The sequence below is a fragment of the Desulfuromusa ferrireducens genome (assembly GCF_055389805.1).
Window position 1 is genome coordinate 1,205,498 of record NZ_AP042415.1, and the last position, 23,465, is coordinate 1,228,962.

Annotated in this window: 24 protein-coding genes; 23 read left to right on the top strand and 1 reads right to left on the bottom strand. The window is 44.9% G+C overall.

Going from position 1 to position 23,465, the window contains the following annotated elements:
• Positions 1-111: 111 nt before the first annotated feature.
• Positions 112-1,461 (bottom strand): chromosomal replication initiator protein DnaA, encoded by a 1,350-nt coding sequence (dnaA, locus tag ACZ5PT_RS05465; RefSeq protein ID WP_464265797.1) that lies wholly within the window; start codon positions 1,459-1,461, stop codon positions 112-114.
• Between the two features lie 684 nt (positions 1,462-2,145).
• On the opposite strand from dnaA, the gene rpmH reads away from it, so the two are divergent.
• From rpmH to ACZ5PT_RS05580, 23 genes are all read left to right on the top strand, one after another.
• Complete coding sequence (gene rpmH, locus ACZ5PT_RS05470; RefSeq protein WP_464265798.1) at positions 2,146-2,298, top strand: 50S ribosomal protein L34; 153 nt, start codon at positions 2,146-2,148, stop codon at positions 2,296-2,298.
• 6 nt (positions 2,299-2,304) lie between these two features.
• Positions 2,305-2,640, top strand: coding sequence for a ribonuclease P protein component (rnpA, locus tag ACZ5PT_RS05475; protein ID WP_464265799.1), 336 nt, complete (start codon positions 2,305-2,307; stop codon positions 2,638-2,640).
• A 6-nt stretch (positions 2,641-2,646) separates the two neighbouring features.
• The gene (gene yidD / locus ACZ5PT_RS05480; RefSeq protein ID WP_464265800.1) at positions 2,647-2,880 is read left to right on the top strand and encodes a membrane protein insertion efficiency factor YidD; all 234 of its coding nucleotides are present in this window, start codon (positions 2,647-2,649) and stop codon (positions 2,878-2,880) included.
• Between the two features lie 2 nt (positions 2,881-2,882).
• Positions 2,883-4,496, top strand: a complete 1,614-nt coding sequence (gene yidC / locus ACZ5PT_RS05485; protein WP_464265801.1) for a membrane protein insertase YidC — start codon at positions 2,883-2,885, stop codon at positions 4,494-4,496.
• A gap of 19 nt (positions 4,497-4,515) precedes the next feature.
• The gene (gene mnmE, locus ACZ5PT_RS05490) at positions 4,516-5,877 is read left to right on the top strand and encodes a tRNA uridine-5-carboxymethylaminomethyl(34) synthesis GTPase MnmE (protein ID WP_464265802.1); all 1,362 of its coding nucleotides are present in this window, start codon (positions 4,516-4,518) and stop codon (positions 5,875-5,877) included.
• A gap of 41 nt (positions 5,878-5,918) precedes the next feature.
• Positions 5,919-7,787, top strand: coding sequence for a tRNA uridine-5-carboxymethylaminomethyl(34) synthesis enzyme MnmG (gene mnmG / locus ACZ5PT_RS05495; RefSeq protein WP_464265803.1), 1,869 nt, complete (start codon positions 5,919-5,921; stop codon positions 7,785-7,787).
• Entirely contained in the window at positions 7,780-8,442 is a 663-nt protein-coding gene (gene rsmG, locus ACZ5PT_RS05500; protein WP_464265804.1) for a 16S rRNA (guanine(527)-N(7))-methyltransferase RsmG, read from the top strand. Before mnmG ends, rsmG begins: the two co-directional genes overlap by 8 nt.
• A gap of 102 nt (positions 8,443-8,544) precedes the next feature.
• The gene (locus ACZ5PT_RS05505) at positions 8,545-9,315 is read left to right on the top strand and encodes a ParA family protein (RefSeq protein WP_464265805.1); all 771 of its coding nucleotides are present in this window, start codon (positions 8,545-8,547) and stop codon (positions 9,313-9,315) included.
• The gene (locus ACZ5PT_RS05510; RefSeq protein ID WP_464265806.1) at positions 9,308-10,174 is read left to right on the top strand and encodes a ParB/RepB/Spo0J family partition protein; all 867 of its coding nucleotides are present in this window, start codon (positions 9,308-9,310) and stop codon (positions 10,172-10,174) included. The genes ACZ5PT_RS05505 and ACZ5PT_RS05510 overlap by 8 nt, the downstream gene beginning before the upstream one ends.
• A 28-nt stretch (positions 10,175-10,202) precedes the next feature.
• Complete coding sequence (locus ACZ5PT_RS05515; protein WP_464265807.1) at positions 10,203-10,619, top strand: bactofilin family protein; 417 nt, start codon at positions 10,203-10,205, stop codon at positions 10,617-10,619.
• Positions 10,620-10,835: 216 nt separating this feature from the next.
• Positions 10,836-11,264, top strand: a complete 429-nt coding sequence (locus ACZ5PT_RS05520; protein ID WP_464265808.1) for a F0F1 ATP synthase subunit B family protein — start codon at positions 10,836-10,838, stop codon at positions 11,262-11,264.
• Between the two features lie 27 nt (positions 11,265-11,291).
• Positions 11,292-11,870: a F0F1 ATP synthase subunit B gene (atpF, locus tag ACZ5PT_RS05525; protein ID WP_464265809.1), complete on the top strand. Its 579-nt coding sequence runs from the start codon at positions 11,292-11,294 to the stop codon at positions 11,868-11,870.
• Positions 11,867-12,409: an ATP synthase F1 subunit delta gene (atpH, locus tag ACZ5PT_RS05530; RefSeq protein ID WP_464265810.1), complete on the top strand. Its 543-nt coding sequence runs from the start codon at positions 11,867-11,869 to the stop codon at positions 12,407-12,409. The genes atpF and atpH overlap by 4 nt, the downstream gene beginning before the upstream one ends.
• A gap of 10 nt (positions 12,410-12,419) precedes the next feature.
• On the top strand, positions 12,420-13,928 hold the full coding sequence (atpA, locus tag ACZ5PT_RS05535; RefSeq protein WP_464265811.1) for a F0F1 ATP synthase subunit alpha: 1,509 nt from the start codon (positions 12,420-12,422) through the stop codon (positions 13,926-13,928).
• A 20-nt stretch (positions 13,929-13,948) separates the two neighbouring features.
• A complete protein-coding gene (gene atpG, locus ACZ5PT_RS05540; protein WP_464265812.1) occupies positions 13,949-14,818 on the top strand; it encodes an ATP synthase F1 subunit gamma in 870 nt (289 codons plus the stop codon).
• Between the two features lie 61 nt (positions 14,819-14,879).
• Positions 14,880-16,286, top strand: a complete 1,407-nt coding sequence (atpD, locus tag ACZ5PT_RS05545; protein WP_464265813.1) for a F0F1 ATP synthase subunit beta — start codon at positions 14,880-14,882, stop codon at positions 16,284-16,286.
• 41 nt (positions 16,287-16,327) lie between these two features.
• Complete coding sequence (locus ACZ5PT_RS05550) at positions 16,328-16,735, top strand: F0F1 ATP synthase subunit epsilon (protein ID WP_464265814.1); 408 nt, start codon at positions 16,328-16,330, stop codon at positions 16,733-16,735.
• Positions 16,736-17,142: 407 nt separating this feature from the next.
• Positions 17,143-19,491, top strand: coding sequence for an ATP-binding protein (locus tag ACZ5PT_RS05555; RefSeq protein ID WP_464265815.1), 2,349 nt, complete (start codon positions 17,143-17,145; stop codon positions 19,489-19,491).
• Positions 19,469-20,878: a sigma-54-dependent transcriptional regulator gene (locus ACZ5PT_RS05560; RefSeq protein WP_464265816.1), complete on the top strand. Its 1,410-nt coding sequence runs from the start codon at positions 19,469-19,471 to the stop codon at positions 20,876-20,878. Before ACZ5PT_RS05555 ends, ACZ5PT_RS05560 begins: the two co-directional genes overlap by 23 nt.
• 198 nt (positions 20,879-21,076) lie before the next feature.
• Positions 21,077-22,153, top strand: a complete 1,077-nt coding sequence (locus ACZ5PT_RS05565; RefSeq protein ID WP_464265817.1) for a sigma 54-interacting transcriptional regulator — start codon at positions 21,077-21,079, stop codon at positions 22,151-22,153.
• 308 nt (positions 22,154-22,461) lie between these two features.
• Positions 22,462-22,719 carry a hypothetical protein gene (locus ACZ5PT_RS05570; RefSeq protein ID WP_464265818.1) on the top strand — a complete coding sequence of 86 codons (258 nt, stop codon included), beginning with the start codon at positions 22,462-22,464 and terminating at the stop codon, positions 22,717-22,719.
• A 17-nt stretch (positions 22,720-22,736) separates the two neighbouring features.
• Positions 22,737-23,132, top strand: coding sequence for a response regulator (locus ACZ5PT_RS05575; RefSeq protein ID WP_464265819.1), 396 nt, complete (start codon positions 22,737-22,739; stop codon positions 23,130-23,132).
• A 44-nt stretch (positions 23,133-23,176) separates the two neighbouring features.
• On the top strand, positions 23,177-23,434 hold the full coding sequence (locus ACZ5PT_RS05580; RefSeq protein WP_464265820.1) for a hypothetical protein: 258 nt from the start codon (positions 23,177-23,179) through the stop codon (positions 23,432-23,434).
• Positions 23,435-23,465 lie beyond the last annotated feature (31 nt).

Here is a 23,465-nt window from a genome sequence, read left to right on the forward strand (position 1 = left end):
AGAAAAGCACATAAGAGCAACTGTTTATAACTTGTTTAAAAAATACTAAAAATGTGGATAAAAACCACATTTCATAAATTTGCACAGTTTTTAAACTTTTTATTCAACAGTTTATGGCCTTATGCCACTCATCAATTTTTCAATGGTTGATCTGAGTTGTAAATCATCTTCTGTTATTCTATCAATTTTTTTAATCGCATGGATTATTGTTGAATGATCTTTTCCCCCAAATTTTGTACCAATTTCAGGGTAGGAGGCAGAGGTCAATTTTCGACTAATATACATTGCTATTTGTCTTGGTAAAACCAGAGTTTTCAATCTTTTAGCTGATTTTAAATCTGATGTTTTTATTTGATAATGATTGGCTACTATTTTCTGAATGTTTTCTATAGTGACCTCTTTACTTTGTTCTACTATTATATCCTTTAATATGTTTTTAGTCATATCTAGGTTTATCTGCGTTGAGGTCAAGCTAGCGAAGGCCCCTATCCTAATTAAATAGCCTTCTAACTCTCTTACATTACTGATAACTGAATTAGCCAGAAAGAAAGAGACATCCTCTGGTAAAATTATATTATTTTGATCAGCTTTCATCTTTAATATTGCTTGTTTAGTCTCTATATCTGGAGCTTGAATATCTGCGATTAAACCCCATTCAAACCTGGAACGTAGTCTTTCTTCTAAATCTGGTATTTCTTTTGGAAATTTATCAGAAGTGACAACTATCTGTTTATGTGACTCATATAAAGCATTAAAGGTATGAAAAAATTCCTCCTGGGTACTTTTTTTTCCAGCTATAAATTGTATGTCATCAATGAGAAGTACATCAATGGTTCTAAATTTATTTCTAAATTCGTCCATTTTTGCATGTCTTAGAGAATTAATTAATTCATTAGTGAATTTTTCAGAGGAATAATAACAAAGTTTTAAGTTACTATTGTTATTTAAAATTTCATTTCCTATGGCATGAACAATATGTGTCTTACCTAAACCTACTCCACCATAAATAAATAGTGGATTATATGTAGTGGCAGGATTGTTTGCTACCGCCATTGCAGCAGCGTGAGCAAATTGATTAGATTGTCCTGAAACAAAACTGTTAAAGGTATATTTTGGATTAATATTAGTAAATTGATTTAAATTTTCTTCTCTTTCTTCTCTTTTTATCTTTTCAATTTTAATATTGTCTTCATTTTTATTTTCTATAATTTCTCTTTTTTTACTGCTGTTTACCTTTATATTTATTTTGTAGTTTACAGTTCCTAAATCAGACATAATTTTTTCTATCTTTTTTACGTAATTATCTCTCAACCAATCTTTAATAAAACGATTTGGGACCTCTAAACTGACCCTATTATCAATAATATTAATAAAATTAAGTGGCTTTATCCAAGTCGAAAAGTTTTGTGGACTCACTTCTTTTTCAATTTTATTAATTGTTTCTTGCCAAATTGTATTCATTTTTTGATTTGCCCACACTTTATTAACAGCTGTGTATAAACCTATTAATTTATATATTTCGGTAGTTTCGAAGCCTATAAGGCTAACAGAATGTTTTTTTTATAGCAAGAATATCTCCAGTACATTTTTTCTACCTCAACTTATGCTGTTTTACTACCATATTTCTGCTTAGCTTTGAAATGCTTTATAAAAACGACCCACTTTATATAAAAAATTCTAATTTATTCAAATATAACTTGTTTACCCAATTGGGGACAGATGTTCATATCTGCCAGAAAATCCGGTTTATAAACAATTTGCTTATCATATAAACAATATATAGACAATCAAGATAACACTCTATTACTTTTAAATTTCAGCTATATAGACTGTTATACCGTTACCAACAGCTACTATATATATACTACTAAATTAAAAACTAAAAAGACTATAAGCAGTTACCTGTTTATTAAAAAATTGCGGATACCCTTTGCTTTGGTGGTTAGTCTCTAAAGAGATATCAGAAAAGTGCTATTTCAAACGGATTCCAAGAAAATTATGTTGCCAATCATCACTTTCTGTTAAAAGGTGAAATTATCTTTTATTTCAGAATATAAAGGCCGATCACCTTTTTTTGTTTGACTTGATGTTTTCTTCTGTGCTTTATGGACTACTTTGTCAGCACAAAGATTGGAGGATAGAATTATGTCTAAGCGTACATACCAACCGAGTCGTATTAAACGTAAGCGCACCCACGGTTTCCGTAAACGGATGCAAACGAAAAATGGTCGTTCGGTTATTAACCGCCGACGTGGTCGTGGTCGTAAATCACTATCGGCAACCACACCACAGAAATAGTTTTACATGCTATACGACTTTCCCAAGGTTTATCATTTACGTAAAAACTGGGAATATCAAAGAGTTTGGAAAATGGGGTGTAAATTACATACACCCCATTTTATCCTTTTGCTGGCAGATAATACCGCTGGCAATTCGAGGCTCGGCCTAACTGTAAGTAAAAAAGTGGGCAATGCGGTCATACGTAATAGGATAAAACGTTTTATCCGCGAGTTTTTTCGACAGCAAAAGATAAATTTCCTATCTGATGTAGATTTTTCTGTTGTCGCCAAAAAGGGTGCTGCAAATTTAACTATTTCTGAAGTACATACCGAATTAAGACGAGTTTTTGATTCTAGGTAAAATTAAATGGTTGAAAAACCTTTTTTATTGATCATCGATTTTTATCGCTATACCATTTCACCTCTTTTGCCACAATCTTGTCGATTTTATCCAACATGTTCAGCTTATGCACGAGAAGCAATTATTAAACATGGATTATTGCGCGGAATTTTTTTTACTATAATAAGACTATTAAAGTGTCATCCATTTCATCAGGGCGGTTTTGATCCCGTACCTGCTTTAAATAAACAGGATAAATAATAATGGAAAATAACCGCACTATATTAGCTGTTGCCTTAATCATTCTTCTTTGGTCTGGCTATAGTATTTTTTTCCCATCTCAGCAGCCAATTCCGACTCCCGTAGAACCAGTAGTAGAAGAACAACAAATTCAACAGCAAAATAATAAACTGGTTACTTCTCAAATTGAAACATCACAGATTGAAAATTTAACTGTAAATATAAAGCACGAAGAAAAAATAATAAATGTAGTTTCAGATAATTACGATATAAAATTATCGACTATTGGTGCAACCTTACGGTCAGTTAAACTTAATAAATTTAAAAAATCTAAACAGGAAAATTCTGAATCATATGAATTGATTACTTTTAGTCCAACTAATTTGGCAAATTTTAAAACGAGTGGAAGTGAAGGAATATCTATTCCTTCAGATTTGCCTTTTCAACTCGTGGGTGAGCAGAGCGATAAAATAAAGATTGATTCTTCAAATAGGACTATTAGTTTTTCTGCAGTAACATCTTCTGGTTTAAAAATTATAAAAAACTACACGTTCTCGGCTGATAATTATCAAATTGGAGTGAGTGTTCAACTTGTAAATGGTTCAGCAGCACCAATAAATGGATATTTAAATTTATCTTTAATTTCTGTTCTGGAAGAACCGGAAGAAGAAGGTATGCAGGATATGTATACCTTCATTGGCCCTCTTTCTTTCGATGGTGAAGAACTTCTTGAAGAAGATTTGGAAGATTTAGATACCTCTGCCAAAATTTACGGTGATGGTATAGTTTGGTCAGGATTTGTTACTAAATATTTTTTAACTATTTTAAGTCCTGGAGATTCAGCCAAACAGGTTCAGATTGAAAAAAAGGAGGGATATGTACAAAACAAATTTGTATCTCCCTACCTTTCCTTAGATCGAGGTCAAACAGTTTCACTTGAATATGATTCTTACTTTGGTCCCCTAGACTATGATTTGCTCTTGGCTGCCGGTCACCAATTTGAGGAAGCTAAGGATTATGGTTTCTTCAGTGTCTTAGCCAAACCGCTCATGCATGTGTTGAAATTCTTTTATAAATTTCTGGGTAATTATGGTTTTTCAATTATTCTTCTGACTGTTTGTATTAAATTGATTTTCTGGCCTTTGACGCAGAAAAGTTACAAGTCAATGAAGGGCATGCAAACCCTTCAGCCTGAAATGCAAAAATTGCGCGAAAAATACGGCAGTGATAAGCAGCGGCTCAATCAGGAGATGATGTCTTTCTATAAAGACAACAAGGTAAATCCCATGGGTGGGTGTTTGCCAATGCTGATTCAGATTCCGGTTTTCTTTGCCCTTTACCAGGTGCTCCTTGGCGCCATTGAACTGCGGCATGCCCCTTTTATTTTCTGGTTAACTGACTTGTCGGTTAAAGATCCTTATTACATCACTCCCTTAATAATGGGAGCAACGATGTTTATTCAACAAAAAATGACACCGACAAATATGGATCCAAATCAGGCCAAAATCATGTTGATGATGCCTGTTGTTTTTACTTTTTTATTCTTGAATTTTCCTTCCGGGTTGGTTGTTTACTGGATGGTCAACAATCTGCTGACAATTTTACAGCAGTATTTGATTCGTCGCCAACCCGCCTGAAGTTAACAGCGGGTCGACAATGAATACGAATGACACCATAATAGCGCCTGCTACTGCTGTTGGTGAAGGTGGTATCGCCGTGGTCCGGATTTCCGGACCACGGTCTTTAATTGCCCTGAAGTCTTTTTTCAAATCCTCATCTAATACCCAATCTTTTAAATCTCACCATCTTTACCACGGCATACTCGTCGACAGTGCAAAGGAACATATCGATGAGGTTATGGCCGTTTATATGGCTTCTCCACATACCTATACCCGCGATGAGGTTGTTGAGATACACTGTCATGGGAGTCAACAGGTTGTTAAGTCTATCATCGGCCTTTACTTGTCTTTTGGACTAAGATTGGCTGAGGCTGGAGAGTTCACTTATCGTGCTTTTATAAATGGGCGTCTTGATCTTAGCCAAGCTGAAGCAGTTTCTCGCCTAATTCATTCCAAAACCAACTCTTCTCGGAAGATAGCTTTATCTCAAGTAGAGGGGCAGTTGAGTCAGTCTATTCATCAATTTACTGAACAACTGCGAAATATTCAGATTTTTATTGAAGCGTGGATAGATTTTCCCGAGGAAGATCTGCCCCTGCAAGACATAGAAAATATTCAGCATAAAGTATCACAAATAATTGTTGGTATATCTGATATTACAGATACCTACAATACCGGAAAAGTGCTTTCTGAGGGTGCTTCTATTCTTCTCGTAGGCAGGCCTAATGCTGGAAAGAGTTCCTTATTAAACTTTCTTTTAGGTGAAAATAGAGCTATCGTTTCAGATGTTCCAGGGACAACCAGGGATATAATAGAAGAGGGAATGGTTATCGCTGGGGTCCCCATTCGCTTATTCGATACCGCTGGATTGCGACAGTCTCTTGATCCTGTGGAAATGGAAGGTGTAAGGCGAGCCAAGCAGAAAATTGAGCAAGCTGACCTTGTTCTTTTTTTGATTGATGGTTCTGTCCCTATCGATGAACAAGATCTTTACGCTTATAGGCAATGTCTTGGTTCTCACTTTTTCTTGATCTGTACCAAGTCAGACCTGGATTCCTTGGCAGACACTTCTTTTTGCGACAGTCCTACTTTTCCTCTTTCAGTTAAAGAAGGACTGGGTGTCGACGCCCTCAAAGCCGCAATTTCTGCTTTTTTGCTTGGTGATCACATTCCAAATGCAAGCACGGTGATGCTTTCCGAGCAAAGACATTATGACGCTTTAATTGCCGCAAAGCGTTTTTTGCTCTCTGTGCAATCAGCCCTTTCTAATAATGCTTCTTTAGAATTTATAGCTATAGATATTCGTGATTCACTACAATATCTTGGGTTAATTTCTGGGACAACCACTACTGATAGTGTTTTGGCTGGGATTTTCTCACAATTCTGTATAGGTAAATAGAATGTTCCACGTGGAACATTCTATTTAGGATTTAAGTATATATGTCGAGCTACGGAAAAAATTACGGTGTCATTGTTGTGGGTGCTGGTCACGCAGGTTGTGAGGCGGCCCTGGCTTCTGCGCGAATAGGTTGTGAAACCTTATTGTTGACTATTGGTTTGGACACGGTTGCACAGATGTCGTGTAATCCTGCAATAGGTGGTCTGGCTAAGGGGCATCTGGTCCATGAGGTTGATGCTTTGGGTGGCGAGATGGGCCTCAATATTGATGCAACCGGAATCCAGTTCCGGCGACTAAACATGAAAAAGGGTCCTGCCGTTCGCGCCGCGCGAGCACAGGCAGACAGGATGGCCTATAGTGCGCGCATGAAAAAGGTAATTGAGTCTCAGGTTTGCCTGGATCTTAAGCAGGGGGTCGTTGTTGATCTTTTGGTTGAGGGTAATTCTGTTGTTGGGGTTAAGACGAGGGAGGGCCTTTCTTTTTATGGGCGCTCTGTTGTTTTGACAACCGGTACCTTTATGCGCGGTTTAATTCACATCGGTTTGAATAATTACCCGGGCGGACGAGCGGGGGAGCCTTCATCGGAGGGTTTGTCTGAGCGATTGCGCGAGTTAGGCTTGACCGTAGGGCGTTTGAAAACAGGAACGCCAGCACGACTTTCAGCGCGATCAATAGATTTTAGCCGCTTGGAGAAACAGGCCGGCGACGAAAAAATAAAGCCTTTTTCTTTTATGACCGATTCAATTAAAAGAAAACAGGTGGATTGTTTTATTGCGAATACAAACGCCGAGACTCATCGGATAATCCGCGAAAACATCCACCAGTCTGCACTCTTTGCTGGCGTTATTGAAGGGATAGGGCCACGGTACTGCCCATCCATTGAAGACAAGGTTATGCGTTTCCCGGATAGGGATTCACACCAGTCTTTTCTCGAACCCGAAGGTCAACATAGTAGTGAGATGTATCCCAGCGGGTTGTCAACCTCTTTACCACCTGATGTGCAGTTGCAATATTTCCGTACAATGGTCGGTTTTGAAGCTGTTGAAATAATGCGCCCCGGTTATGCTATTGAATATGATTTTGTAGAACCAAACCAGTTGCGGCCGACACTCGAGACTAAAAAAATAACAGGCCTTTATCATGCCGGGCAAATTAATGGAACTTCTGGTTATGAGGAAGCGGCGGCTCAGGGTTTGCTGGCTGGTTTAAATGCCGCACTTGCCAGTCAAGACCGTGAGCCTATTTCTATTGGTCGGGATCAGGGTTATTTGGGTGTTATGGTTGACGATCTGATAACACAACCGACATTGGAACCATATCGGATGTTTACCTCGCGCTCAGAGTATAGACTGTTGTTGCGCGAGGATAATGCAGACCTTCGTTTGACTCCTATCGGCAGAGAGCTTGGTTTGGTTTCAGACGATCGTTGGGAGCGTTACGAGAAAAAACGAGAACAGATTGCTCGGGGGCGAGAATTGCTCGGACAGCACATGGTCAGGCCGAGTAATAAAGCGGCTGTTGCAAAATTGTCTCTGGAATCTTTAAAGAATGGCGCGAGTCTTGAGTTGTTGCTTCGACGACCTGAAATTGAAATAACACAGTTTCTCGAACTTTGTCCGGAGTTGGGCCTGCTGGCTGGGCAGGCTTTAGAGCAGTTGGAAATTTCAATTAAGTATGAAGGGTATATTCAGCGTCAATTAGAACAGGTTGCACGATTTAAAGAATATGAGCTGATAAAAATTCCGGCAGGTGTGGACTTTACCTTAATAGAAAGTCTATCAACCGAAGTTAAAGAAAAACTCGCAAGTATCAGGCCGGAAACCCTCGGGCAGGCTGGAAGAATACAGGGGATTACCCCTGCCGCAATAGCAGTTCTACATATCTATTTGCGCAAATACCGCCATGGTTGATAGTTCTTTTTCTGTCGGTTTAAAAAAAGCAGGGATAGTTTTATCCGCTGATATTCTTTTGCAAGAAGAATCCTTTCTCGATGAACTTTTGCATTGGAATAAAAAGGTAAACCTGACTTCTATTTGTGATCGAGGTCGTGCGGTAGAAAAGCACTTAATTGACTCCCTTCTGCTCCTGCCCTACATTTCCACATCAACTCGCCTTCTCGATATGGGGTCTGGGGGCGGTTTGCCTGGGATTCCTCTTGCCATTGCACTTTCAGGTTTGCACGTTGTTTCTATTGACGGTGTTGGAAAAAAGATAAATTTTCAAAAACATGTAAGTCGAAAGCTCGGATTGAAAAATTTGCAACCGATACATACTCGCCTTGAAGATTTAGCAGAACATATTGATAGGGAACCTCTTTTTGATTTGGTCACTGCGCGGGCTTTCTCTTCTTTTGATGTTATTCTCGGGTTTGCTGCCCAATGGTTGAGCGTTGGCGGGCGGCTTTTAGCAATGAAAGGGCCAGATGGCCAAAAAGAGTGGCAAGCAGCCGAGAGTCTGGCTAAGTCAAAGGGTTTCAGTTTTGTTGAGTTGATTAAATATCGCTTGCCAATCAGTGGTTCAGAGCGCCAATTGGTGGTTTTGAAAAAAACTGCCGAGTCGGAGTAGAAATCCTTGTTTTACGAACTTTGATTCAGAATAAATGGTGCTGAATTTACTCCCCGTCTATGATAATGTCTGATGTTCATCTGCCAATAAGGAGTATCGAGAATGGCAACTATTATCGCCGTAGCCAACCAGAAGGGCGGGGTTGGTAAAACAACAACAGCTGTTAACCTCTCGGCATCCCTTGCGGCTGCAGAGAAGAAAACATTGTTGGTCGATATGGACCCACAGGCTAATGCTTGTAGTGGTCTAGGAATCGATAAAACAGAAGTTATATCAACAGTTTATAATGTTTTGCTCGGGGAGATAGATGCTGCGGACATTATTCATGGCAGTGATCTTGAGTACCTGAATGTCATGCCGTCCAATACCGATCTCATTGGTGCAGAGATAGAACTGATAGAGGCGCCCGATCGCAATAATCGGTTGAAGCAAGCCTTAAGTGAAATAGCCGATCAATATCAATATATTATTATCGACTGTCCACCTTCCCTCAGCTTATTAACCGTTAATGCTCTTTGTGCTGCCGATTCTGTTTTGGTGCCCTTGCAGTGTGAATTTTATGCCATGGAGGGTTTGGGGCAGTTAATGCAGACTATCCGTCTCGTCCAGCAGGAGTTGAATCCTGAGTTGGTCGTCAGTGGTATTCTTCTGACGATGTTTGATGGTCGAAATAATCTTTGTCATCAGGTCAGCGGCGAAATAAGGACTCACTTTGGGGATAAGGTTTTTAACTCTGTCATTCCGCGCAATGTTCGGCTTTCCGAAGCCCCATCTTATGGCCAACCGGCTTTGATGTATGATATTGCCTCTCGTGGTGCCCAGGCTTATATGGCTCTGGCTCAGGAAGTATTAGCAGGAGGGGCCCATGGTTAAGCCCAAAAGACCCGCCTTGGGAAAAGGTATCGGCGCACTATTAAGCTCCGCTGCACAGGAGGGTGGAAAAAAATATTTTTCTTGTCCGATTGAAGAATTAAAACCACACAGTCAGCAACCTCGGAAAACTTTTGATGATAGCAAAATGGCCGAATTGGTTGCTTCGATCAAAGAGAAGGGCGTTATCCAGCCGTTAATTATTCGGCAAATGGGCGATCATTACCAAATTATTGCTGGTGAGCGGCGTTGGCGGGCAGCACAAAAAGCAGGCCTAGAACGTGTCCCCGTCGTTATTCAGGATGTAACAGAGGATTGGGCTCTAGAAATTGCATTGATTGAAAATATCCAGCGTGAAGATCTTAATCCGCTGGAAGAGGCAACGGCCTATCGTCATCTGATGGATAATTTTGATCTGTCTCAGGAGGAGGTCGCTAAACGGGTCGGCAAGGAACGCTCTACCGTTGCTAATGCCTTGCGACTGCTGCGTTTACCTAATAAGGTGAAGGATGACTTGTTGGCCAGTCGTTTGTCTATGGGACATGCCCGTGCCCTTTTATCACTGGAAACGGATGATGATATAGCCGAAGCCAGTGAAGAGGTCATTCGTAAAAAACTGTCGGTTCGTGAAACGGAAAAACTGGTAAAGAAAATAAAAAACTTTACCGCTGTTAAAAAAACTGTGCCACCTGTCGTTAAAGAGGTCGATCCTAATTTGCTCGAACTTGAGTCGTCACTCAAACAAACCTTGGGGGCTCAGGTCAAATTGACAACCAAGGGGCAGGGTGGACGAATAGAAATCAACTACCATGACCAGGTCGAACTGGAGCGCTTGTTGGAGCTTTTTGGGGTGACGGTCTGATCCTTTTACTTATTAAAATGGTGAGCTGATGTTTGGTGGGAAAAAAAAGGAGCAAACACAGATGAAGAAGCCCGTTGCAATAGATAAGGCTGATATTAAAGCCTTTCTCGGTCCGGGAAGCCGCTTCGAAGGGAAGTTAAGCTTCGATGAAATGGTGCGGTTGGACGGTAGTTTTTCGGGAGAAATAAAATCGAGTGACACCCTGATCGTTGGCGAAACAGCGGTGGTTGATGGTGATATTCAGGTTGGAGCTTTGGTCCTCAGTGGTCAGTTTACGGGGAAAATTACCGCATCCACCATGGTTGAACTTCGGGCCCCGGCGCAGGTTGAAGGGTCTATTGAAAGTCCAATCGTGAAAATAGAAGAAAAAGTCGTTTTTAATGGTGATATTAAGATGACAACGAAGGGTGCTGGTCAAGCAGAAGTAAAAAAGTTGGTGAAATAGACCTGGAAAGAAAACGAGGATAAGAATAAAAAAACAACTCGTTTAGCAGGTTAGAATTGGAACGCTGTTGTATTGCTGTGTCAATGATGCTTGACACAAATATGTCGCTGTGGTATCAATGCTGCGCTTTAGCCCTGGAGCCGAGCTATAAAGGCTTCAATTCTTGTATGTAGATATCCCTACTTAGTGCTAACCAATACGTAAGAGGTGTTTTAGGTGATCAGTGTTAACTGGACTCTCGGTCTGCAGTTTGTAAATTTTATTATCCTGCTGATAATCCTCAATAAAATACTCTATCGCCCGTTGATGGCAATCGTCGCTGAACGACGTCAAGCAATAGAGGGTTCCCACGATCGAGCCAAGGGTCTCGAAGCGGACATTGAAGATAAAATGCAGCGTTACCAGCAACAGTTGAAAGATGCTAAGGCTGTCGCTAATGATGAGCGCAATAAGTTGAAGAAAGCCGCAGCAGCAGAGGAAGCGGTTCTTCTTGGCGAAGCTCAAGGGAATGCGGCAAAACGTCTGCAGGTCATTAAGGCTCAGGTTGCCGGTGAGGCAGCTGAGGCGAGCAAGACACTTAAGAGCGAAGCTAATTCTTTAGCTGGACAGATTGCGACTAAGATTCTCGGTCGTGAGTTGGCATAGATCGATCAGGAAGGGTTGAAATTTATTATGTACAAGTCTAAGACAACTATTCTGCTGACATCTCTGCTGGTTTTGTTGTTAACCAGCGTGGCGTTTGCCTCCGGCGATGGTCATGCGGATAGTGGCGTTTTGCTGAAAGATTTCCTCTACCGGACTTTGAACTTTGGTCTGGTTGTGGCTGTTTTGGTTTACTTTCTGCGCAAGCCACTGAAAAAAGGACTTGCTGGCAGAAGCGAAGAAATCGAAAAAGCGCTAGCTGAAGCAAGACAAGCTAAAGAAGACGCGGAAGCAAAGTTTGCCGAGTATGATCGTAAACTTACCCAGGCGACTGATGAAATTGCTGAGATCAGCGATGCTATCCGTCGCGAAGGTGAGCTGGAAAAACAGAAGATCATTGAAAACGCCAAGCAGATGGCGATCAAGATCGAGCAGGATGCAGAAAAAGCTGCTGAAATGGAAGTAGCCAAGGCTCGCAGGGAGCTCCAGCAAGAAGCGGCTCAATTAGCCGTTGACTTGGCCGAGGACCTGCTGAAGAAAAACTTCACCAAGGACGATGATGCCCGTCTGATCGACGAGTATATGCAGAAGGTGGGAGAGTTAAATTGAGAAGCAGTGCGATTTCGATAAGGTACGCCAAGGCGCTGCTCAACATTGCTTCAGAACAGGAGCAGGTTGAGCCCTATGCCCAGCAATTGGCGAATGTTGCGTCGGTTTTGAAGAGCGAAGATATGCTCCGATTGTTGCTCGATAGCCCGACCTTTCCGCTGAGCAAAAAACAAGCGATTATGAGTGACCTCAGTGGTCTTCTTGAGTTGAGCGACGGGATGAGAAACTTCCTCAGTCTGCTCCTTGAAAAGGACCGGGTCGCTTATATCCCGCAGATTGATCAGAATTACCGTAAGTTTGCCGATGACCTGTCGGGTGTAGTTCGGGCGCAGATAACCTCGGCCAGCAAGTTGACCAAGGCGCGGTCCGAGGCTCTGAAAAAGGGTCTGGAACAACAGACCGGCAAGCAGGTAGTGCTGAGCTTAAAAACGGATAAGTCGCTGATCGGTGGCCTGCAGGCAGAGATGGGCGGTAAACTTTTTGACGGCAGTGTGAAAACCCAGCTGAAACGGATTACAGATACCTTAGCAAAGGGGTGATAGGAATATCATGGAAATCAGAGCAGAAGAAATCAGTGCGATCATCAAGAAGCAGATAGAAGACTTCGGTCGCGAAGTAGAAGTCAGCGAAACTGGGACCATCATTTCGGTTGGTGACGGTATTGCACGTATCCACGGCCTTGACAAAGCAATGTCTGGCGAGCTCCTCGAATTTCCCGGTGGTACCATGGGAATGGTTCTCAACCTCGAGGAAGACAACGTTGGTGCCGCTATCCTTGGTGACTCCGAGCACATCAAAGAAGGCGACCTGGTTAAGCGGACTGAACAGATTGTTCGGGTTCCGGTTGGCGATGCCCTGGTTGGCCGTGTTGTCAACGGTATCGGCATTCCGATCGACGGTAAGGGTGACATTCAAACTGACACCTACAGCCAAGTTGAGCTCAAGGCTCCTGGTATTGTTGATCGTAAGTCGGTTCACGAGCCGATGCAAACCGGCTTGAAAGCCATCGATGCCATGGTTCCAATCGGCCGTGGCCAGCGGGAGCTGATCATTGGTGACCGTCAGACCGGTAAGACCGCGGTCGCTACCGATACCATCATCAATCAAAAGGGTAACGGCGTTGTTTGTATCTACGTCGCTATCGGTCAAAAGCGTTCGACTGTTGCCCAGGTTGTTGCGAAGCTGCGTCAGCACGGTGCCATGGATTACACCATCGTCGTTGCGGCCACCGCCTCCGACCCGGCTCCGCTGCAGTTTATCTCACCCTATACCGGCGTCACTATGGGCGAGTTCTTCCGTGATAACGGCAAGCACGCGCTGATTATTTATGATGATCTCTCCAAGCAGTCGGTCGCTTACCGTCAGCTCTCACTGTTGCTGCGTCGTCCGCCAGGCCGCGAAGCGTTCCCTGGTGATGTTTTCTACCTGCACAGCCGTTTGCTCGAGCGGGCTTGTAAGCTCAGTGATGCCAAGGGCGCTGGTTCTTTGACCGCTCTGCCGATCATTGAAACCCAGGCTGGTGACGTTTCGGCTTACATTCCGACCAACGTTATCTCGATCACCGATGGTCAGATCTTCCTTGAGACCGATCTGTTCTACTCCGGTGTGCGCCCAGCTATCAACGTCGGTCTGTCGGTTTCCCGGGTTGGTGGTTCTGCCCAGGTTAAAGCGATGAAACAGGTTGCCGGTACCCTGCGTCTGGCTCTTGCCCAGTATCGCGAGATGGCCGCATTTGCCCAGTTCGGTTCCGACCTCGATGCCGCCACCCAGGCACAGCTTAACCGCGGTGCCCGTCTGGTTGAGATTCTCAAGCAGGGGCAGTACAAGCCGCTACCAGTCGCAATCCAGGTTCTAGCCATCTACGCAGCCAACAACGGCTTCTGTGATGACTTCCCGGCTACCGATGTGCAGCGCTATGAGAGTGAAATGATCACTTTCATGGAAGCCCAACATGCCGACGTCATCAAGGATCTGGCCGCGAAGAACAAGATCGATGACGATCTTGAAGGTCGCATCAAGTCGGCTCTGGATGAGTTCAAAGGTCAGTTTGTAGCCTGATTCGATAAAGGTTTGGACAGATGGCAAGTCTGAAGGACATAAAAAAAAGGATCGGCTCGGTAAAAAATACCCAGCAGATCACCAAAGCGATGAAGATGGTCGCTGCGGCTAAGTTACGCCGGGCTCAAGAGGCCGCCGTTTCTGCTCGACCCTATGCCGAAAAGCTGCAGTCAGTGATGTCAAACCTGGCTCAACGCGAAGAGGGCGATGGCCATGCACTGCTAAATCAGCGGAGCACCGGACGCGCTTTGATCGTACTGATGACCGCTGATCGTGGGCTTTGTGGCGGTTTTAACGCCAACGTTTCGAAAGAGGCCGAGCGCATCATCCGCAGCAACGAAAAGGGTTTTGATGACATCGACTTGATGATCATCGGTCGTAAAGGGCGTGATTTTCTCAAAAACCGTGTTGGTAAGCATATCACTAAGGTTCACGAGGATATTACCAGCGATGCGACCTACAAAACGGCTCAGTTGATCGGGCAGGAAGTAGTCGATGATTACAGTGAAGAGAAGTACGACGCTGTTTATGTCATCTATAACGCTTTCAAGAGTGCCATCGAGCAGATTGTGACCGTTGAGCAGGTGTTGCCGATTCAGCCGCAAGAGACAGCAGATGTTCAGCAAGACAGCATCGACTACATCTACGAGCCGAGCCGCGGAGAAGTGCTTTCTCAGTTGTTGCCGAAGATGGTTGAAGTGCAGCTGTTTCGGGCAATGCTTGAGTCGAATGCTTCGGAGCAGGGTGCGCGGATGTCGTCCATGGACAGCGCCAGCCGAAATGCTGCAGATATGATCAGTAAGCTGACTCTGCAGTACAACCGGGCGCGGCAGGCGGCGATCACCAAAGAGTTGATGGAAATCATCTCTGGTTCCGAATCTATTAAATAATCACAAGATTTTTGACATACAAAGAGCTTATTCCGTCGGAATGAGAAGGAAAGGTTGCGTTATGAACAAGGGAAAGATCACACAGGTTATTGGTCCTGTCGTTGACGTGCAGTTCGAGCCGGGTAAGTTGCCGGAGATCTTCTTCGCGGTTAAGATCACCAACCCCTCACTGGGCGAGGGCGAGTGGAACCTGGTTTGCGAGGTTGCACAGCACCTCGGTGAGAACACCGTTCGTACCATTGCTATGGATTCCACCGATGGCTTGGTTCGTGGTCAGGACGTCCTCGATACCGGTGATCAGATTCTGATGCCGGTGGGCCCCAAGACACTCGGTCGCATCATGAATGTTGTTGGTGAGCCGGTCGATGAAGCTGGTCCTATTGAGAATAAAAAGGCTTGGGCGATTCACCGTCCAGCTCCTGATTTCGTTAGCCAGTCGACCAAGGTAGAGTCTTTCGAGACCGGAATCAAGGTTGTTGACTTACTTGCTCCGTACTCCCGGGGCGGTAAGATCGGTTTGTTCGGCGGCGCCGGTGTTGGCAAGACCGTTCTGATCATGGAACTGATCAACAACATTGCCCAGCAACACGGTGGTTTCTCGGTTTTTGCCGGTGTTGGTGAGCGGACTCGTGAGGGTAACGATCTCTGGGAAGAGATGAAAGAGTCAGGCGTTCTGGAAAAGACTGCTCTGGTCTATGGGCAGATGAATGAGCCTCCAGGTGCTCGTGCTCGTGTTGCTCTGTCGGCCCTGACTGTTGCTGAATATTTCCGTGACGAAGAAGGGCAGGACGTGCTGCTGTTCGTTGATAATATTTTCCGCTTTACCCAGGCTGGTTCTGAGGTTTCAGCGCTGCTCGGTCGGATTCCTTCGGCCGTTGGTTACCAGCCGACCCTCTCCACCGAGATGGGTGAGCTGCAGGAGCGGATCACCACCACCGATAAGGGTTCCATCACCTCGGTACAGGCGATTTATGTCCCTGCTGATGACTTGACTGACCCGGCACCGGCGACTGCATTTGCTCACTTGGATGCGACCACCGTTCTCTCGCGTCAGATTGCCGAACTCGGCATCTACCCTGCGGTTGACCCGCTCGACTCCACCAGCCGGATCCTCGATCCTCAGGTTATCGGCGATGAGCACTATGGCGTTGCTCGTGAGGTTCAGTTTGTTCTCCAGCGTTACAAAGACCTGCAGGACATCATTGCCATTCTCGGCATGGATGAGCTATCCGAGGAAGACAGGCTGGTTGTTGCGCGTGCCCGTAAAATCCAAAAATTCCTCTCGCAGCCGTTCCACGTTGCCGAGGTCTTTACCGGTGCCCCGGGTAAGTACGTTGAGCTTAAGGACACCATCAAGGGCTTCCAGGAGATCCTCGCTGGTAAGCATGATGATCTGCCTGAGCAGGCTTTCTACCTCGTCGGGACTATTGAAGAGGCAATTGAAAAAGCCAAAAGCATGGCGGCCTAATCGGTCTGAAGCTTTAGATTCAAACGTAAAGGACAGTCGCGATGGCTGAAAAACTGAAACTTGAAATGGTCACCCCGTATAAACGGGTCCTCGCTGAGGATGTCGACGAGATCACTGCACCCGGTTTTGTCGGTGAACTTGGTCTGCTGCCGGGCCACACCCCACTGTTAACCACTCTTAAAGTTGGTGAACTGACCTATAAAGTGGGGAATAAGATCTTTCACGTGGCGGTCAACTGGGGTTATCTAGAAGTTCAAGATGACACCGTAACCGTGTTGGTCGATACCGCAGAGAAGGCCGACGAGATTGATCTAGCAAGGGCGCAAGCTGCCCTAGGTCGGGCCGAAGATGCGTTGCGGAACTTGTCACAAGAAGACAAGAGCTTTGCGACTATGAACGCAGCACTTACCCGCGCTCTGGTTCGTATTCAGGTTGCTGGCAGTAAATAGCTTCTGTATTTTTTAATAAAAAAGGCGTCTCGTTATGAGGCGCCTTTTTTTTGTTAAATAACTCCATAATCTGCCCTTTTATCTAACGAGATCGCGCGGAAGTTCATTAAGTTATGTTTGAAATTGGCGTAAATTTAAGGCGATACTAATGTTGAGTTGTGTGAAAGTGCTTTGCCGCTGTATATGGTGTTGACATGGACGCTCTTCTGTTATTAAGTAACAGATTAAGTAGTTATTCGTCAGTATATATATTACTGTAATTGCTAAATAAATCATCCTTGTTGGTCTGTTGTTAACTTTAGTTATTTGATGGTATCCTGATAAATTACTAAAAGAATGTTTTGATTTAGTTTGTAATGGATTTTTTCTATCGGGTTTGCATTAGTCATTTGTTCTGAAGGCTTTAAATGGTTGCTCCCAAAACACCCGAAAAATTGACCTGCTATACAATAGCAATTTCCTACGCCTCACTCGGCGGGATGTGGACCTTTTTCTCCGACAGCCTGTTCGCCGTTCTTCTCAATCAGCCTGAAACCTCACACAAATCGGTCGCTCTAAGTCATTGGCTTTTCATCGCCTTTTCCGCCATCTTGCTCTATTGGCTGTTGCGTTTCTGGGATGTTGCTATCAGCTACTCACAGGATTCTTTACGAGAAGTTAACCGAGCACTACGAGGATTTAGCGAATGTACTAAAGCTATTACCCGGATCACTGACGAGCAGGAGTTGATGCAGGAGATCTGTCGTATTTTTGTCAGCGTCGGAGGTTATCGGTTTGCTTGGGTCGGGTTTGCTGAACAGGATCATGAAAAGACACTTCGACCCGTCGCTCAGTGGGGATACGAAGATAACTTTATCGATTCCATGCAGGCTTCTTGGGCTGATTGTGAAAGAGGCCGTGGCCCGGCGGGAACAACCATAAGAACGGGAAAAACAACCGTATTTCAAGATTTTAAAACCAATCCGGATTATCTTCCCTGGCGGGATAGGGCGATTCGCTGCGGTTATGCATCTGGGATTTCTTTAGCTCTGCGGGACGCAGGGCAGCCTTTTGGGGCTCTCGTCATCTTCTCTGAAGATACAAATGTTTTTGATGCTGATGAAATTACCCGGATGGAAGAATTGGCTGCGGATCTATCCTACGGAATAAAGACGATCCGTATGAACACGGAGCGGGAACGGGCATTAGAAGAGCGGATGTTGCTCGCAGCTGTGGTCGAACAGGCATCCAATGGCATTCTTACTTTCGATCCCGACGGTATCATTCATTACATGAATTCATCATTTGAAGAAATTTGCGGGTCAAATGCCGATAAATCTATCGGTCAGAGTATCCATGATTTCGACTGTTGTATTCGTAATGAGCGGTTTTATCGTGAAATTATAAAAACGGTCAATACCGGTGAGGTGCATAGTGGCCACTTTATCAATACCCATAGTGATGACAGCCGTTATGAGATAAATGCGCGAATTTCTCCTGTTTGGAGCAGCCCAGATGTGGTCACTCGATATGCAGTTATCGTCCGCGATGTAACCCATGAGGTTCAGCTCGAAAGACAACTGCGCCAGGCACAAAAATTGGAAGCAATTGCGACCTTGTCTGGTGGTATTGCTCATGATTTTAATAACATTCTGGCAGTTATTGTGACCAATACGGAAATGACCCTGGAAGATGTCATGGATGATGATCCGCTTAAAAAGCACCTTGAGATCATCCTAAAGGCAGGCTTTCGCGGTAAAGATTTGGTTAAACAGATTTTAACGCTAAGTCGTCGAACGGAGCAGGAGCGGCAGCCTGTGCGTATCGATGCGATTGTTGCGGAATGTTTTGATTTGTTGCGAGCTTCGATACCAACAACAATTGAGGTCAAGCAGCGCTTAATGGATGATTTGGGAATGATCGCTGCGGATCCGACGCAAATTCACCAGGTTGTGATGAATCTCTGTACCAACGCTGCCGACGCAATGCGAGACGATGGTGGAATTTTGGATGTTGTTCTTGATGAAGTCGAATTGGATGCTCATTCAAGTAAAATATATCCAGGTTTGTTGCCAGGGAGATATATTGAACTGCAGGTCTCGGATTCTGGTCACGGAATGGATCGTGAAACTATGGAGCGGATATTCGATCCATTTTACACAACCAAAACACAGGGCAAAGGAACAGGTTTAGGCCTTTCAGTTGTTCATGGGATCGTAAAAAGCCATGGAGGGGTAATTACTGTGGATAGTGTTCCTGGCCGGGGAACAATCTTTTCTGCACTGTTTCCCCGGATAGAAAACCAAGAAGAGGTAAAAGAGGAGCAGGTTGTGGCTCTGCAGGGGAATAGGTCAGAGCGGATTCTGCTTGTCGATGACGAAGAAGATTATGTTGTCGGTATTGCTATGATGCTTGAGCGCATGGGCTATAAGGTTGTTGCTCAAACGGATAGCCGAAAAACGTTGGAATTGTTTAGCGCGGCACCCGATGACTTCGATTTAGTCATAACCGACCAGACCATGCCACAGCTAACAGGCGATATGTTAGCTAGAGAAATGCTCGCAGTCCGTCCTGATATCCCGATAATCCTCTGTTCAGGGTCTTCTCCGGAGACAAATTCTGCCCTTACTCCTGAGAAAGCCCGTGGTATAGGAATCCGTGAAGTGTTACTTAAGCCGGTCGATAAGCAGCAGATGAACCAGGCGATACGCCGCCAACTGCATGACAATGAAATCAAAAAGCCCCGGAGGGAGTATGCCGAATATTCTTATCATTGATGACGATGACATGATGTGTACAACGTTGTCGACATTGGTTGAGCGTAAAGGGCATTGTGCTGTCAGCTGTATGACCTTGCAAGAAGGGATTGCAACGGCTGTTGAGCAGGATTTTGATGTCGTTTTTCTGGACGTTAAGATGCCGGACGGCAATGGTCTCGACGCACTGCCAAAAATTGAAGCCAGCCCGTCTTCTCCAGAAGTTATTATCATGACTGGTTACGGTGACCCCAACGGAGCCGAACTGGCAATTAAAAGTGGCGCCTGGGATTACATCGAAAAAGGGTTTTCCATCAAGGAAATAACCCTCTCTCTCGAACGTGCATTGCAATACCGCAAAGAAAAAAAAGAAGTCCATCAGGCCAGAAAAGCAGCGACGTTAATACGAACCGATATTATCGGGAACAGTTCCAGCCTCAAAGGGTGTCTTGATCTGATCGCGCAGTCGGCAGAAAGCGATGCCAATGTTTTTATTACCGGAGAAACAGGAACAGGCAAAGAACTTTTTGCCCGGGCAGTGCATCAGAACAGTCGGCGCAGTAAGGAAAACTTTGTCGTTGTTGACTGCACCTCTCTGCCGGAAACCTTGGTAGAAAGCCTGCTGTTCGGGCACGAAAAAGGCTCGTTTACCGGTGCCGAAAAGGCCCAGGACGGTTTGGTCCGGCAAGCACACAAGGGAACTCTGTTTCTCGATGAAGTCGGTGAACTGCCGCTGGTGTTACAGAAAGCGTTTTTGCGTGTGTTGCAGGAGCACCGTTTCCGTCCGCTTGGCTGTAATCGCGAAGTGGAGAGCGATTTCCGGCTAGTCGCCGCGACCAATCGCGATCTTGATGAAATGGTCAAACAGGGTAAGTTCCGCAGTGATCTGTTGTTTCGCCTTCGTTCTTTCATTATCGAGCTTCCACCGTTGAGAGAGCGACGCGAGGACATCAAAGAGCTGACGCGGTTTCATATTGACAAGTTTTGTGAACGCTACGGGTTGCCCTTCAAGGGGTTTTCGCCTGAATTTCTTGATACTTTGAGCAGCTATTCATGGCCAGGCAATGTTCGTGAATTTGTCAATACCCTCGATCGTACCTTGGCCTCAGCTCGTTTTGAACAGACCTTGTTCCCAAAGCACCTCCCGAGTCAGATTCGTGTCCAGGTTGCCCAGTCCTCCCTGGAAAATGCTCCCCAGGACCCTACTTCTGGCAGCGCAAAGGTGCAGCAATTACCGAAGCTTCAGGAGTTCCGAGACAGCGTTTATGCTCAGGCGGAAAAACAATACCTGCTGGATCTGATGGAAATCTCCGCCAAGGATATTCCGGAGGCCTGTCGTATCTCCGGTTTGTCCCAATCCCGTCTGTATGCGTTATTGAAAAAATATTCGATTTCCCGTCAAGCATAACCCTCCCCAGACTTCCAGCCCGGCAGGAAAATTCCTATACAATAGGAAAGTTCCTGCCGTATAAGGCTGGACAAAGTTAACCATAGACTTGCAGTTCCCCGAAAACACACATCATTTATAAAAACAACCTGCTTGGCACGAGAGATGCTTCTGTGTTGTAGAAACAGACTAATGGAACAATCGAAAGGTGATTGTGACATGGAATTAAAGCATCTCTTACCTACGGAAAAAGCAAACCAAATGGCAGGTGTTAGAGACAAGTATAAATTGAGATTGAAGGAGCCTCTCGGCGCAAATCTCTTACGTAATCTGGTCGTCTGGGTGCAACTTCCTGGTGTTGGCGATCAGGAGTTGGATGTCAGTCTGGCCGGTAATGTATTGACGATCAAAGAGGCAGAAACGCTGCCCTTAGATATATCGTCACTAGTGCGGCCGGAGATTGTCGGTCCAAGTTGTGGGCTTAATGCCTGCTTGAACGCCGTTGTCACCGCTGCGAGGAGCGATGAGTGTGTCCTTATTTGTGGTGAAACGGGAACAGGCAAAGAGCTATTTGCACGAGCAATTCATCAAAACAGTCGACGTGCAGATGAAAGGTTTGTCGTTGTTGACTGTCGTTCCATACCAGAATCTATAGCAGAAAAATTACTCTTCGGGCAGCAGCAAGCCATCTCCAGCGCGCCTGCTGGTTTAGTTCCTCAGGCTGAATACGGAACCCTGTTTCTGGACGAAGTCGGTGACCTTCCCCCAGCAACGCAAAAATTGTTTCAAAAGCTCCTAAAGAATAAAACCTATAAACCTGTGGGCAGCGTGGATGATGTTGCTATTACGTTTCGTTTGATTGTCGCGACCAACCGGGATTTGGATAAATTGGTTACGCAGGGGAAGTTCAGCCGCGATCTGTTGTCACTGTTGCAGCCACTGCTGGTCGAGGTTCCTCCGTTACGTGAGCGTTTGGAAGATATCGATCCATTAACTGATTTTTTCATGCAACGCTACTGTCGCTCGAAAAAAATGGAGAATAAAGACCGGTCCCCCGAATTTATGGATTTATTGGAAAAATATCCTTGGCCGGGGAATGTTCGTGAGTTGGAAAATAGTTTAGAGCAGGCGTTGCTTGCCGCTAAAAACAAGAAAACCCTCTTTCCAAAGGACTTGCCTGCACATATCCGCGTCCAGGTTATGAAATCTGCCTTTGATAAAAAGAAAAGATTACACGAAGAAGAACCGCGAGAAACGTTCTTTGGTGGCCTGTTCGTAGCGGACAATCCTCTCTAGAAAAACAAAATCATCCCCTTCGCAATCATTGGTTGTCGTCGCAGAGTTCTGTCTGCTGGTTTTGTTGAGTCTTCCGCAGACATGGACCTTGATAAATATCCATTCTCGCGCGACAGGAAGTTTCTTGTCGCGCAGGAAGTTTCTTGTTTCGCAGGAGCGTAAGGGCGGGGTCTTACTTAGGCGTATATAGACAAGCTACTGAAAATACGGCGATAAAAACTTATTTTGCAATAAATGCACAGGTTGGTACACAGGTTGCTCTATAAGGATGTCATAGCCACAACATTACGAAATGAAAGGAGTTCGATATGAAAAGAAAAGTCGTTTATACCCTACTCGCGGTTCTGGGAGCGGCAGGAGCAATGGCTGCGTTACTGGCCTGGGACCTTGGTCAGGGAACGACTCCGATGGCTAAATTCTTTCTGGTCTTTTTCGGTGCCATCATCGTATTGCAGATTATACCAGCCCTGTTGTTGTTCGGTTGCATGATCAAGGAACTTTTGTTCGGTTCGAGCAGAAAAACAGCATTGGCTAAAAGCCAGGGCGATAACAGCACTCAGCTATAGCAGATTAGGATAAGACTATGTTGGCACGGAAAATACTCATTGTAGATAAGGATCCAGCCGCACGGCAGAAGCTGGCCGATTTTTTTCAGGAATCAAACTATCAGGTTGAAACTACCGGTTCTGCAGCCTATGTCGTTGCACGCATCATTCAGAAGAATGAACCGATTGTTTTGTTGGGGAGCCAGTTTGAAGAAAAAATTAGTACGGCCGATGTCATCTCGCTGCTACGTGAATGCAACAAGGGCTTGCGTATCATCCTGATCTCTGATGAGAACTCTCCGGAAATGTTGCGTCGCATCAGAGAAGAAGGAATTTTCTATCATGCTTTGAAGCCTCACAACCGCGAAGACAATGAGGAACTGCGATCTGTCGTGGAATGTGCGGTGGGCGGCTTAGACGCGCTGCTGACCTGATAATAACGAAACTTTAACGATCTAAACAAAACAAGGAGTAAATCATGAAAATTACAGCAAGGTTATTGTCCGCGATCGGTACCATGGTGTTGCTCAGTTCACCAGTTCTTGCTGCCGCAGGTGGCAGAGAAGACAGCAGTAACGTTCTGGTTTGGGCTTTTTTGGGGATTTGTGGCTTGATAATTTTCCTCCAGTTGGTCCCAGTTCTTTCTCTGACCTATGGTTTGGTTAAGGGAATCACCGGTGGCAAGAAGGAAGATCTGGACAAAGACCTGGAAGCCGTGACCAGTAAGTACCGGTAAATAATAGTGGGCTCGAGTGAGCTAAACCTGA